Annotated in this window: 13 protein-coding genes and 1 pseudogene; 11 read left to right on the top strand and 3 right to left on the bottom strand. The window is 64.5% G+C overall.

Annotated elements, in window-relative coordinates; genetic code table 11:
- Positions 1–66 precede the first annotated feature (66 nt).
- The 3 genes from guaB (at position 67) to guaA (ending at position 4,064) form a co-directional block, all read left to right on the top strand.
- The gene (guaB, locus tag F6X42_RS04025; protein ID WP_187632980.1) at positions 67–1,527 is read left to right on the top strand and encodes an IMP dehydrogenase; all 1,461 of its coding nucleotides are present in this window, start codon (positions 67–69) and stop codon (positions 1,525–1,527) included.
- 6 nt (positions 1,528–1,533) lie between these two features.
- Positions 1,534–2,265 (top strand): hypothetical protein, encoded by a 732-nt coding sequence (locus tag F6X42_RS04020; RefSeq protein WP_187632979.1) that lies wholly within the window; start codon positions 1,534–1,536, stop codon positions 2,263–2,265.
- A 215-nt stretch (positions 2,266–2,480) separates the two neighbouring features.
- On the top strand, positions 2,481–4,064 hold the full coding sequence (gene guaA / locus F6X42_RS04015) for a glutamine-hydrolyzing GMP synthase (protein WP_187632978.1): 1,584 nt from the start codon (positions 2,481–2,483) through the stop codon (positions 4,062–4,064).
- Between the two features lie 194 nt (positions 4,065–4,258).
- Here the strand turns inward: guaA and F6X42_RS04010 are convergent, their stop codons facing one another.
- Positions 4,259–4,627 (bottom strand): amidohydrolase family protein, encoded by a 369-nt coding sequence (locus tag F6X42_RS04010; protein WP_246529954.1) that lies wholly within the window; start codon positions 4,625–4,627, stop codon positions 4,259–4,261.
- Between the two features lie 31 nt (positions 4,628–4,658).
- Here F6X42_RS04010 and F6X42_RS43805 point away from each other — a divergent pair, with 31 nt between their 5' ends.
- Complete coding sequence (locus F6X42_RS43805) at positions 4,659–4,835, top strand: hypothetical protein (protein WP_246529953.1); 177 nt, start codon at positions 4,659–4,661, stop codon at positions 4,833–4,835.
- A 102-nt stretch (positions 4,836–4,937) separates the two neighbouring features.
- Here F6X42_RS43805 and F6X42_RS04005 read toward each other — a convergent pair whose 3' ends face one another.
- Both F6X42_RS04005 and F6X42_RS45245 read right to left on the bottom strand, forming a co-directional pair.
- Positions 4,938–5,813 (bottom strand): MFS transporter, encoded by an 876-nt coding sequence (locus F6X42_RS04005; protein WP_281393942.1) that lies wholly within the window; start codon positions 5,811–5,813, stop codon positions 4,938–4,940.
- Between the two features lie 145 nt (positions 5,814–5,958).
- Positions 5,959–6,180 (bottom strand): annotated as a pseudogene (locus tag F6X42_RS45245) (MFS transporter); the annotation flags it as partial.
- Positions 6,181–6,344: 164 nt separating this feature from the next.
- Between F6X42_RS45245 and F6X42_RS04000 the strand changes: the two are divergent.
- The 7 genes from F6X42_RS04000 (at position 6,345) to F6X42_RS03970 (ending at position 13,137) form a co-directional block, all read left to right on the top strand.
- Complete coding sequence (locus F6X42_RS04000) at positions 6,345–7,247, top strand: LysR family transcriptional regulator (RefSeq protein ID WP_187632977.1); 903 nt, start codon at positions 6,345–6,347, stop codon at positions 7,245–7,247.
- 119 nt (positions 7,248–7,366) lie between these two features.
- The gene (locus tag F6X42_RS03995; protein ID WP_187632976.1) at positions 7,367–7,978 is read left to right on the top strand and encodes a 2'-5' RNA ligase family protein; all 612 of its coding nucleotides are present in this window, start codon (positions 7,367–7,369) and stop codon (positions 7,976–7,978) included.
- Between the two features lie 192 nt (positions 7,979–8,170).
- Positions 8,171–8,572, top strand: coding sequence for a DnaJ family domain-containing protein (locus tag F6X42_RS03990; protein WP_187632975.1), 402 nt, complete (start codon positions 8,171–8,173; stop codon positions 8,570–8,572).
- 182 nt (positions 8,573–8,754) lie between these two features.
- Positions 8,755–9,303: a tRNA adenosine(34) deaminase TadA gene (tadA, locus tag F6X42_RS03985; protein ID WP_376776323.1), complete on the top strand. Its 549-nt coding sequence runs from the start codon at positions 8,755–8,757 to the stop codon at positions 9,301–9,303.
- A gap of 26 nt (positions 9,304–9,329) precedes the next feature.
- Positions 9,330–10,256: a muramoyltetrapeptide carboxypeptidase gene (gene ldcA / locus F6X42_RS03980; protein ID WP_187632973.1), complete on the top strand. Its 927-nt coding sequence runs from the start codon at positions 9,330–9,332 to the stop codon at positions 10,254–10,256.
- Positions 10,257–10,572: 316 nt separating this feature from the next.
- Complete coding sequence (locus F6X42_RS03975) at positions 10,573–11,286, top strand: GntR family transcriptional regulator (RefSeq protein WP_187632972.1); 714 nt, start codon at positions 10,573–10,575, stop codon at positions 11,284–11,286.
- A 369-nt stretch (positions 11,287–11,655) separates the two neighbouring features.
- On the top strand, positions 11,656–13,137 hold the full coding sequence (locus F6X42_RS03970) for an NCS1 family nucleobase:cation symporter-1 (RefSeq protein WP_187632971.1): 1,482 nt from the start codon (positions 11,656–11,658) through the stop codon (positions 13,135–13,137).
- Positions 13,138–13,162: the final 25 nt, after the last annotated feature.

Raw genomic sequence — 13,162 nt, 5'->3', positions numbered from 1 at the left:
CTGTTCGCACAGTGAAAACCGGGGTGGTATCGCGTATAATTCGCTTTTGCGCCTATAGGATTTGCCATGCGTCTGATCCCAACAGCACTCACGTTCGATGACGTGCTCCTCGTCCCGGCCTTCTCCGATGTTCTGCCGCGCGACACCAGCCTCAAGACCCGGCTGACCCGCAACATTTCCGTCAACATGCCGCTCGTGTCCGCCGCGATGGATACGGTCACCGAAGCACGTCTGGCAATCGCCATGGCGCAAATGGGCGGTGTCGGCATCATCCACAAGAACCTCACGCCGGCCGAGCAGGCGCGCGAAGTCGCGAAGGTCAAGCGTTTCGAGTCGGGCGTCGTGCGCGATCCGATCACGGTGCCGCCGCAAATGAAAGTGCGCGACGTGATCGCGCTGTCGCACCAGCATGGCATTTCCGGCTTCCCGGTGCTCGAGGGCTCGCAGCTCGTCGGCATCGTGACGAACCGCGACCTGCGCTTCGAAGAGCGTCTGGACGAGCCGGTGCGCAACATCATGACGCCGCGCGAGCGCCTCGTCACCGTCAAGGAAGGCACACCGCTCGCCGAAGCGAAGGCGCTGATGCACAGCCACCGCCTCGAGCGCGTGCTGGTCGTCAACGACGCGTTCGAACTGCGCGGCCTGATGACCGTCAAGGACATCACCAAGCAGACCGAGCACCCGGACGCGTGCAAGGACGAGCACGGCAAGCTGCGCGCGGGCGCGGCGGTCGGCGTCGGGGCGGACAACGAAGAGCGCGTCGAGCTGCTCGTGCAGGCGGGCGTCGACGTGATCGTCGTCGATACCGCGCATGGCCACAGCAAGGGCGTGCTCGAGCGCGTCCAGTGGGTCAAGCAGAATTTTCCGCACGTCGAGGTGGTCGGCGGCAACATCGCGACCGCCGCGGCTGCCAGGGCGCTCGTCGAATATGGCGCGGACGGCGTCAAGGTCGGTATCGGCCCAGGCTCGATCTGCACCACGCGGATCGTCGCGGGCGTCGGCGTGCCGCAGGTCACCGCGATCTCCAACGTATCCGAAGCGCTGAAGGGCACCGGCGTGCCGGTCATCGCCGACGGCGGCGTGCGCTTCTCGGGCGACGTCAGCAAGGCGCTCGCGGCCGGTGCGAGCGCCGTGATGATGGGCAGCATGTTCGCCGGTACCGAAGAGTCGCCGGGCGAAGTGTTCCTGTACCAGGGCCGCCAGTACAAGTCGTACCGCGGCATGGGCTCGGTCGGCGCGATGAAGGACGGCGCGGCGGACCGCTACTTCCAGGACAACTCGGCGAACATCGACAAGCTCGTGCCGGAAGGCATCGAAGGTCGCGTCGCGTACAAAGGCTCGGTCAACGCGATCCTGTTCCAGCTGATCGGCGGCGTGCGCGCGAGCATGGGCTACTGCGGCTGCCGCACCATCGCCGAAATGAACGAGAAGGCCGAGTTCGTGCAGATCACCGGTGCGGGCCTGCGCGAGTCGCACGTGCATGACGTGCAAATCACCAAGGAAGCTCCTAACTACCACGTGGACTAAACGCCCATGAAGCCACTGCTGCGCGTTGTACTGATCCTCGATGCGTTGTTGCTGCTGGCGTTCGGCCTGCTGTTCGTGCTGACGCCGTGGACTTCGCTGTACGACGCGTTGCAACTGGTGCCAACGGAGCCGATGCTAGTCGGCCAGGCGTTCGGCGTCGCGCTGATCGGGCTCGCCTGGCTCGCGGTGCACGCGTCGTTCGACGGGGCGATGACTTCGACGGTCGCGAAGGTCGTCGGTCATGTGCACTGGCTCGCCGGCGTGCTGATGCTGGTCTGGCTGCTGGGGCTGCATACGCCGTCGCTGACCGGCTTCGGGCAGATGGTGGCGGTGTTGGCCGGTGTCGTGCTGGTGGTGATCGGGCTCGGCGGCGTGCGACTGTCGGGTGCGGTGCGGCGGCGCGAGAAGGGGATCGTGGTCAAGTCCTCGTCGAGCAAGGCCGATAAGCGGGCTGCGAAAGAAGCTGAAAGGGATGCCGCACGGCAGCGTGAGCTCGAACGCGACAACGCGCGCGAGCCACGTGTCACGGCGGGCTTTCCGGTCTATCACGCCGAGCCGGTGCCAGAGCCCGTCGTGCCGGCCACGCGGCCGCATAATCCGGCTGCCGCGGCTTCCGTTGCCGCCACCACGCCGCTTCATCCGGCCGCGAGCGAGCCGGGCCCGAGCGAGTCCGAACGCGCCGCGCGCGACACCAGCAACGACGTGCCCGGCGCACCCCGCCCGCCGTTTCATGGCTGACGCGCCGCGCGCCACGCCGTTTGTCGAAGCTACCGGGCTTCGTTCTCGCGCATCGCAGGCGGCAAGCTCCGCGGTCGGCCGCGCCCTTGTGTTTCATCCTGAGGTTTGCTGTTCGCGCCGCGCCGAGACCGTCGCCGTGTGGACCGCTTTGAATTCGACGCCGCGCCTCGTGCGCGGCATTCCGTATCCGCTCACTTCTGATTCCGTCCGCAGCCATGCATGACAAGATCCTGATTCTCGACTTCGGTTCACAAGTCACCCAACTGATTGCCCGTCGCGTTCGCGAAGCCAACGTGTATTCGGAAATCCATCCGTACGACGTCGACGCGTCGTTCATCCGCGACTTTGCGCCGAAGGGCGTGATTCTGTCGGGCGGCCCGAGTTCGGTCACCGAGGAAGACACGCCGCGCGTGCCGCAAGCCGTGTTCGAACTCGGCGTGCCGGTGCTCGGCATCTGCTATGGCATGCAGGCGATGGCGCAGCAGCTCGGCGGCAAGGTCGACATCGGTCATCTGCGCGAATTCGGCTACGCCGAGGTGCGCGCGCGCAACCATACGAGCCTGCTCGAAGGCATCAGCGACTTCACCACGTCCGAAGGACACGGCATGCTGAAGGTGTGGATGAGCCACGGCGACAAGGTGCTGGAAATGCCGCCGGGCTTCGCGCTGATGGCATCGACGGAATCGTGCCCGATCGCCGCGATGGCCGACGAACAGCGCCGCTTCTACGGCCTGCAATGGCATCCTGAAGTCACACATACGGTACAGGGCCGCGCGATGCTCGAGCGCTTCGTGCTGCAGATCTGCGGCGCGAAGGCCGATTGGGAAATGGGCCACTACATCGACGAAGCGGTCGCGAAGATTCGCGAGCGGGTCGGCAACGAGCACGTCATTCTGGGCCTGTCGGGCGGCGTGGATTCGTCGGTGGCGGCGGCGCTGCTGCATCGCGCGATCGGCGATCAGCTGACCTGCGTGTTCGTCGATCATGGCCTGCTGCGCCTGAACGAAGCCGAGCAGGTGATGGCGCTGTTCGCCGATCACCTTGGCGTGAAAGTGATTCACGTCGACGCTAGCGAAGCATTCCTGGGCAAGCTCGCTGGCGTGACCGATCCGGAAGCGAAGCGCAAGATCATCGGCGCGGAATTCGTCGAGGTGTTTCAGGCGGAAGCCGGCAAGCTGACCGACGCGAAGTGGCTTGCACAAGGCACGATCTATCCGGACGTGATCGAATCGGCGGGCAAGGGCAAGAAGGCCGCGCAAACCATCAAGAGCCACCACAACGTGGGTGGTCTGCCGGAGACGCTGAACCTGAAGCTGCTCGAGCCGCTGCGCGAGCTGTTCAAGGACGAAGTTCGCGAGCTTGGCGTGAAGCTCGGTCTGCCGCACTCGATGGTGTATCGCCATCCGTTCCCGGGTCCGGGTTTGGGCGTGCGGATCCTCGGCGAAGTGAAGCGCGATTTCGCGGACCTGCTGCGCCGCGCGGACGCGATTTTCATCGAGACGCTGCGCAACACGATCGACAAGGAAACCGGCAAATCCTGGTACGACCTGACGAGCCAGGCGTTCGCGGTGTTCCTGCCGGTGAAGAGCGTCGGCGTGATGGGCGACGGGCGCACCTACGAGTACGTCGTCGCGCTGCGCGCGGTGCAGACGCTCGACTTCATGACCGCGCATTGGGCGCATCTGCCGCATGAACTGCTCGGGCATGTGTCGAACCGGATCATCAACGAAGTACGCGGGATCAACCGGGTCGTCTATGACATTTCGGGGAAGCCGCCTGCGACAATCGAGTGGGAGTAATTTAACTGCTCCCGAGTCGCTCCGGCAGTACCGAATTTCTGGCTTACGACCTGGCTCACGCCAGGTCGTAAGCAAAGTCGTCGGACTCGAACACTTTCCCAGCGTCGGAATGGCGCTGTCGTCGGCGATGTGTCGTGGCGAGGACAGGGATGCCAGTGTATCCCGGCGCATCACGTCCTCGCACCGCCACCAGGTCAAAATCCGAAGACCCGCAGCGCGTTGTTGCCGCGGATCGCATCGCATTGCTCCTTCGGCAAACGGGCGGTGTTGGCGAACGCGCCGCGAATGTCGTACACCTGATGCGGCCAGTCGGTGCCGAACATCACGCGATCCGCGCCGACCACCGACACCAGAAACTCGAGCGACGCCGGGCTATACGTGATGCAGTCGTAGTAGATATGGCGCAGATAGTCGATCGGCTTGCGCTTCATCTTACGACGCTGCGGAATCTCGACCTCGTTGCCTTTTTCGAAGCGGCCGGCGAGATAAGGCAACGCGCCGCCCGCATGCGACGCGATGATCTTCAGATTCGGATACTGATCGAAGAAGCCTTCGAAGATCATCCATCTGGCGGATACGCATGTCGAAATCGAAGTGGCCTTTTTGCGGAATCACGACCGGCGTGTTGCCGCGAAACACTTCCTGCTGGCCGTCGGGGCGCGTCTGGATGTTGTACGCATCGCCGCGCTGCCGCAGCAACTCGAGCCATTTGGGCGTGAAGACGTGCGTATGAACATCAATAACAGGCATGCGGGATCTCCGAAAGAATGAGTCGTCGAATGAAGGCGTGGCGTGCGCCTTCAGTGTTGGCCGATCGATTCGATCTCCGTATCGATGCGAATCGCGGTGCGGGTGAGGTGAAAACGGAGCGGGCTACTGCGCGGCGAATTCGTTCATCGGCGCCGTGCGATGCTTCAGCATGAACGCGCCGATCAGGCCCAGCGCGAAGAACACCGCGCAGAAATGCGCGGGCATCATGTTGTTGCCGCTCACGTGCAGCAGCCACGTGAGCACCATCGGCGAGAAGCCGCCGAAGACAGCCGCGCCGATGTTGTACGAGATCGCGAGGCCGGTCGAGCGGACTTCGGTCGGGAACAGGCCGGCGAGCGCGGTCGGAATCGGCGCGTTCGAGGCGCTGATCGGCAGCGCGAAGCCGAGCTCGACCGTCATGATCGACGCGAACGACGGCGCGTTGACGATCCAGTGGTAAGCGGGGTATAGCACGACGAGAAACAGCGCGAGTGCGACGCGAATCATGCGTTCGCCGCCGATGTGATCCGCCAGATGACCGAACAGCGGGATCGTCACCACGCGCAGCAGCACGCTCGCGAGCAGCACGGAAAATGGCAGCGTCACGGGCATATACAGGTTTTGCACCGCGTAAATCGGCAGATACGTGATGATCACGTAGGCCATCACGTTGAGCGCGGCGGACAGCGCAGTCGCGACGAACAATTCGCGCGGATAGTGCGTGACGACCTGCGAGAACCGCACCTTTACGCGCGGGCCCAGCTTCTGGAACGCCTCGGTTTCGGGCAGATTGCGGCGGATATAGAAGCCGACCGGGCCGATCAGCAGACCCGTCAGGAACGGAATTCGCCATGCCCACGACTGCAGCGCCTCATGCGTGAACAGATGCGTGAGCGCGCTGCCCATGGCGACCGCGAGCAACGCGCCCAACGCCTGCGCGAACATCTGCCAGCTGCCATACAGATTGCGGCGCGCTTTGGGCGCGTATTCGATCAACATCGCGGTCGCGGTGGCGAATTCGCCGCCGGCCGAAATGCCTTGCAGCAGACGCGCACAGCACGATCGCCGGCGCGATCAGGCCGATCTGCTGGAAGCCGGGGGTGAGCGCGATCATCGCGGCGGCGACCGTCATCATCGCGATGACGAGCGTGAGGCCGGCCTTGCGACCTTTGCGATCCGCGTACATGCCCAGCAGAATTCCGCCGAGCGGCCGCACGACGAAGCCCGCGCCGAACGTCGCGGTGGTGAGCATCAGCGCGGCATACTCGCTGTCGCTGGGGAAGAACTGCTTCGCGATGGTGATCGACAGAAACCCGAACACCACGAAGTCGTACCACTCGAGCACATTGCCGAGCGTCGACGCCATTGCGCCGACCCAGCGTTTGCGCGAATCGATTGCTGTCACGACTGTCTCCTGTCGTTTTTTGAACGGCTGCGCGCTGCGTAGGAAGGCAATGTAGGGTACTGTCCGAATGAAAACAATCGAACAAAATCAATGGCCCCATAAAGTGACTATATGATTCGGCTTTCATGACCCCAACCATCAAGCAATTGCGCGCGTTCGCGCTCGTCTGCCGCTTCGGCGTGCTGACGCGCGCGGCCGACGAGATGTTCGTCACACAGCCTGCGGTCAGCGTATTGATCCGGCAAATGGAGGAGGCGCTCGGCCTGCGTCTGTTCGACCGTACGTCGCGCTCACTGCGGCCGACCGCGGCAGCGCATGAAATCCTGCCGACCGTCGAGCGGATGCTGCGCGATCTCGAGTCGATCCAGTCGAGCGTTAAGGAACTGGCCGGACGCGAGCGCGGTCACCTGCGCTTTGCGGCGACGCCGTCGATCGCGGCGGCGATCGTGCCGAAGCTACTCGCCGAATATCGCGCGCTGTACCCGAACATCGAGGTCTCGGTCGACGACGCCGCGCCCGATCGCCTGACCGCGTCGACGCTGACGGGCGACGTCGAGTTCGGCATCGGCACGATCAGCGACCGGCCCGACGGCATCACGCTGCAATGTCTCGCGCGCGACAATCTGTGCGCGATCTGCCGCAAGGATTCGGTGCTGGCGAAAAAGCGGCGCGTGAGCTGGAAAGATGCGCTGCAGTATCCGTGGATCGGCACTAGGGCGACGAGCGGCATCCGCAAGCTGATCGACGAAACACTGTTCACGCTCGGCATGCGCAAGGCGGTGGAGTACGAGGTGTCCTACATGACGACCGGGCTTTCGATGGTGCAGGCCGGTCTCGGCATCGCGATTTTTCCGGGCATGCTTCTCGGCTCCTTTCCGCATCGCGATCTGGTCGCGCGCAGGCTCGAGGCGCCGCTGATCACGCGCGACGTGAACCTGATCCGGCGCGCCGAGCATTCGCTGTCGCCGGCGGCCGAGTCGTTTATCGAACTCTGGTACAAACGCATCGGCAAGCCGGCCGACCTGTAGCGCGCTGTCGTGACGCGCGGCCTGTCGTACTGTATGAACGTACAGTATCATGGCTGCAATGGGCCGCCTGTGCGGCGGTGTGCAGATAGGCAGAAAAATCAGCGAGGGAACGAGGCGCGATGCCTGAACAACTGTGGTTGCCCGGGCTCGAGGCGCCGCCAACGCCCACCGACGGGCTCTTCTTCGCGGTCTATCCGGATGCCAACACCGCGGCTGGTATCGCCAAGTTCGCGCAGCAGCTGTGTGAGCACGCATGCGTCCGCAGCGGCGGGCGCAACGGCGTGCGCAGCAAGCCGATTGCGGCGAACCGCTTGCACGTGACGCTGAGGCATCTCGGCAATTTCGCGGGCGGCTTGCCGGCCGATGTGGTCGAGGCGGCGAAACGGGCGGCCGCGGCGGTCAGCATGGCGCCGTTTACGGTCGAATTCGACGCGGTCGCCAGCTTCGCGAAAAGGCCGCGGGTCGGGCCGGCGGTGCTGGTCGGCGAACACGGCGTACGCGGACTGCAGGCGCTTCATGATGCGCTCGAAGTGCGGCTCCGAGACGACGGCATCGAGCCTGACGAACGTTTTACGCCGCACCTGACGCTGGCCTACGGGATGCCGTGGATCGAGCGCCGTGCGGCCGAGCCGGCGTGCTGGAATGTGCGCGAGTTCGCACTGATGCACAGCCTGCTGGGACGAACCAGACATATCGTTCTCGCGCGGTGGCCGTTGGTGGGGCAGAGCTGAAGGGCATGGAGCGCGTCGGCCACGCCGGTGTCAACGCGCGCGTGGTACGACTTGTGACCTACTCTAAGTCCACGCCGAAGCACCGTCAAATGCTGCCTGGCCGGCAAATCGGTGGTTTCATGCCGCCAGGTGAGCGCTGAGCGCCGCGGCGCTCCTGATAGAATGCTCGGGCCGCAACGTAGTGGATTGCAGATGAAATTGCTTGATGCGCTTGTCGAACAGCGTATTGCCGCCGCCGCCGCGCGCGGAGAGTTCGACGACTTGCCGGGTGCAGGCGCGCCGCTGCGCCTCGACGACGATGCGCTGGTGCCGGAAGAAGTGCGCGTTGCCAACCGGATTCTGAAAAACGCGGGCTTCGTGCCGCCCGCCGTCGAGCAGCTTCGCGCGTTGCGCGACCTGCAAACGGAGCTGAATGCCGTGAGCGATCAGGCGACCCGTTGCCGTCTCCAGGCGCACATGCTGGCGCTCGACATGGCGCTCGAATCGCTGCGCGGCGGCCCGATGGTGCTGCCGCGCGAATATTGCCGCCGCATCGCCGAACGTCTGTCGGAGCGCGTCGGCAATGTCGATGTGACCGGCGCAGGTTCGCAGTGAACGAGCCGCTCGTGCGTGCCACTTCAATCGGCTTTCTGGCGCAGGCCGGCGACGACGAGAAGTCCGGCAGTGCAGGCATCGGCGCGGTCTGCCCGCTGGCGGCGGATCACCCTTCGGCCGGTCCCGCAGTTCCTTCCGAAAATCCCGGACCCTCTACCATTTCCGAACGCGACCTCCACTTCATGGCGCTCGCTCAGGCCGTCGCCGAACAAGGACGCGCAGCCGGCGAAGTGCCGGTCGGCGCGGTACTCGTGCGCGGCGACGAAGTCATCGCCACGGGCTTCAATCATCCGATCGGCGCGCACGATCCATCCGCGCATGCCGAAATGGTCGCACTGCGCGCCGCCGCGCAATCGCTCGAAAACTACCGTCTGCCGGGCTGCGAACTCTATGTGACGCTGGAGCCATGCCTGATGTGCGCCGGCGCGATCATGCACGCGCGCATCGCACGTGTCGTGTTCGGCGCGCGCGATCCGAAAACCGGCGCGTGCGGCAGCGTCGTCGATGCGTTCGCGAATCCTCAGCTGAACCATCACACGACGGTCAGCGGCGGCGTCCTCGAAGCCGAATGCAGCGCGGCGCTCAGGTCGTTTTTCGCCGAACGGCGCCGCGCGAGTCGCGAAGCGCGCGCGGCAGCGCGCGGCGTGGCGGCTGAAACGACCACTGGCACTGTCGATAACACCGCCACATCCGCTGACAGCGAACCGCCCCCCACCACCACACCGCTCTAAAACAACCACGCCCAACGGGTCTCGCCATGACCGCTCATCGCACCATCGAACTGATTGCGCCGTCCGGCTATCCGCATGATCCGGAGGCGCTGCATCGCGCGTTGCATCGGCTGCGTGCGCAGGGGCATCGCGTCCACGGCGAGGAGGCCGCGAAGCGTCGCTACCAGCGCTTCGCCGGCACCGACGGCGAGCGCGCGGCCGATCTGAACCGGCTCGCCGATCCATCTCGCGAGCTGCCCGATGTCGTGCTGGTCGTGCGCGGCGGCTACGGCGCCGTGCGGATCCTGCATGGTCTCGACTACGAAGGGCTGCGGCGGCGGCTCGCCGATCAGCCGGTCGCGCTGGTCGGTCACAGCGACTTCACCGCGATCCAATTGGCGCTGCTCGCGCGCGCCAGCGTGAAGACCTTCGGCGGCCCGATGCTGATCAGCGATTTCGGCGCCGAGGAGCTCAGCGAATTCACGATGCAGCATTTCTGGTCGGCGCTGACGCAGCCAACCATCACCGTCGCGAGCAACACGCCGCAAGCGCAGAGCGTCGACGTAACGGGCACGCTGTGGGGCGGCAACCTGGCGGTGGTGGCGTCGCTGGTCGGCACGCCGTACATGCCGCAGGTGCAGGGCGGCATCCTGTTCGTCGAGGACGTCAACGAGCAGCCGTTCCGAATCGAGCGGATGATCTATCAGCTGCATCTGGCCGGCATCCTCGCGCAGCAGAAGGCGCTCGTGCTCGGTGATTTCTCGGGCGGCAAGCCTTACGACTACGACAACGGCTACGACCTGCACGCGATGATCGAGCAGGTGCGCTCGCTGATCGGGATTCCGGTCGTGACGGGGCTGCAGTTCGGGCACGTTCACAACATGCTGACGCTGCCGGTCGGCGCGGACGCGCATCTGGTCGCGGACGCGTATGGTTTCAGGCTGACCGCGTCGGGGTATCCGAGCCTCGGCTGAAGCCGGGTGGGCGGCCAGAGGCAGACGGATCGCCCGCTTTTTTCGTGACAGTGACGCAACTAACTGTCGACCTTTCGACGCTCGCCATCTCCCGCACGCGCCGCCGATGTTTTCAGTTTTTGTTGACAAAAACTGGCCACCAGCAATTAGCATGACTTCGTCAAGTCCGGTTAAGATTCCCGCCAGACAGCGGCGTAGCATGACTCTCAGGCTGATTCTGCCGCGCCGCAGCACAGAAACGGCCGAAAATCGGCGCAAAAATTGTTGACAATATTTGTGTCCGTCCTATGATGACCAACATACCGAGACGCACATCATGTCCGACACCGAATCCGTCGCGAACAGTTCGAAGCCCGAAGCGATCGCCGAGCGCATCCGCGCGGCGATCCTCGAGCATCGGCTGGCACCCGGCGCGAAGCTCACCGAAGCTCAGCTATGCGAAGTATTCGGTGTAAAGCGCGGCCCGATCCGGCAAGCGCTGTCGCATCTGGCCGGTGAGCGTCTCGTCGATCTCGAGCCGAATCGCGGCGCGTTCGTCGCGAGCCCGTCGTTGCAAGAGGTGCATGAGGTATTCGAAATGCGTCGCATCATCGAGCTGGCCGTCGTCGAAAAGATCTGTAGTGGACACGGCATGCGGCGCCTGAAGCACATCGGCGGCAGGATCGGCCGGGAACGCAAGGCGTTCGAAACCCGGGATTTTCCGGCATGGATCCGCTTGTCGGGCGAGTTTCATACGGAGCTCGCGAACCTCACCGGCAACTCGGTGTTGTGCGATTGCCTGAACGGACTGGTCGCGCGTTCCACGCTGATCTCCGCGCTGTACGAGTCGCTCGGACGCAGCCCGTGCTCGTTCGAGGACCACGAAGCGATTCTCGCCGCGCTCGACGCCGGCGATGCGAAGCAGGCGGCCGCGCTGATGTCGCGCCATCTGCAAAGCGTCGAGCTGAAGATGCTGGAACGCCCCGCGCGCGGGGCAGCGGATCTGCATGAAGTATTCGGCGCGCTCGCGTCGAAAGAACCATCCACGTAAAGAGCCGAAGCCGACTCCACTCCAGGCTGAGGCAAGCAGCAGGCGAGCGCCCGTTGGTGGTGCGCGCCGCACTGAATTGAACTGAACCGATAGATGCACGGCCAGGCGGCCTCGCGTGAGCGCCGCCGGCCTGAACACGCACGTCCGCCGCGAGACGACGGACTCCGGGTAGCGACGCATCGCCGGAAATCCGCGGCGGCTGGCGATGCGACAACCACAAGTACGTCAGTACGGAGACACGCGCGGCACGGTCCGGGACCACGGCGCCGACTTCTTCGACCCGCGCAGGGCGAGAGAAGCGAGCAACTGGCATGACCGATGCAGTGTCCGTCGATGCTCTATCGACGGTCCCTATCCAAAGGAGAAATCATGGCTCAGTTCAGTGCAGCGCCAGACAGTCACCCCATCGCCAACTATCCGGACGGCACGGCTCAAACCGATCCGTCGATGCCGGCCGGCTACAGCGAGCGGCTCTATAACAAGGACCTCGCGCCGCTGCGCGCGCAGAACTGGAGCGCGTACAACATCTTCGCGTTCTGGATGTCGGACGTGCATAGCGTCGGCGGCTACGTATTCGCGGGGAGTCTGTTCGCGCTCGGCCTGACGAGCTGGCAGGTGCTGGTGTCGCTGCTGATCGGCATCACACTCGTGAACGTGCTGTGCAACCTGATCGCAAAGCCGAGCCAGCTGAACGGCGTGCCGTATCCGGTCGCGTGCCGCGCGACCTTCGGTGTGCTCGGCGCGAATGTTCCCGCGGTGATCCGTGGCCTGATCGCGGTCGCGTGGTACGGCATCCAGACCTATCTCGCGTCGAGCGCGCTCGTGATCGTCGTGCTGAAGTTCGTGCCGCAACTGCTGCCGTATGCGGACGTGCATCGGCATGGCCTGCTCGGTCTGTCGACGCTCGGCTGGACGGGCTTCATGCTGCTGTGGGTACTGCAGGCGCTGGTGTTCTGGCACGGCATGGAGACCATCAAGAAGTTCATCGACTTCGCCGGCCCGGCCGTGTACGTCGTGATGTTCATTCTCGCCGGCTATATGGTGTATCGCGCGGGTTGGCGCAACATCGGCATCAACCTCGGCGGCGTCAAATATCACGGCATGGAAGTGTTGCCGGTGATGATCACGGCGATCTCGCTGGTGGTGTCGTACTTTTCCGGGCCGATGCTCAATTTCGGTGACTTCTCGCGCTACGGCAGGAGCTTTCGCAGCGTCAAGCGCGGCAACTTCTGGGGCCTGCCGGTCAACTTCCTCGCGTTCTCGCTCGTCACGGTGATCACGACCGCGGCCACGCTGCCGGTGTTCGGCGAACTGATCACGGATCCGGTCGAGACGGTGGGCCGCATCGATTATCCGATGGCGGTGATCCTCGGCGCGCTGACCTTCACGATCGCGACGATCGGCATCAACATCGTCGCGAACTTCGTGTCGCCGGCCTTCGACTTCTCGAACGTTGCGCCGCGCCTGATCAGCTGGCGCGCGGGCGGCATGCTGGCGGCGGTCGCGTCGGTGTTCATCACGCCGTGGAACCTGTTCAACAATCCGGCCGTGATCCACTACACGCTCGACGTGCTCGGCAGCTTCATCGGGCCTTTGTACGGCGTCCTGATCGTCGATTTCTATCTCGTCAAACGCCAGAAGATCGTGCGCGACGATCTGTACTCGGTCGCGCCGAGCGGTTCGTACTGGTATCGCAACGGCGTCAACTATCGCGCGGTGGCCGCGCTGTTGCCGGCCGCGCTGATCGCGGTGATCTGCGTGATGGTGCCGGGGCTCGACGGCTGCGCGAATTTCTCGTGGTTCATCGGCGCGGGACTCGGCGCGCTGTTTTACCGGATGCTCGCACGCTGAGTTTCACGGGCTTTCGCCGCTGCAA

Origin of the sequence: Paraburkholderia podalyriae (assembly GCF_014397785.1) — a bacterium.
Lineage (GTDB): Bacteria > Pseudomonadota > Gammaproteobacteria > Burkholderiales > Burkholderiaceae > Paraburkholderia > Paraburkholderia podalyriae.
The sequence above is the reverse complement of the archived record's forward strand: the minus strand, read 5'-3'. Positions and strand labels throughout refer to the sequence as shown.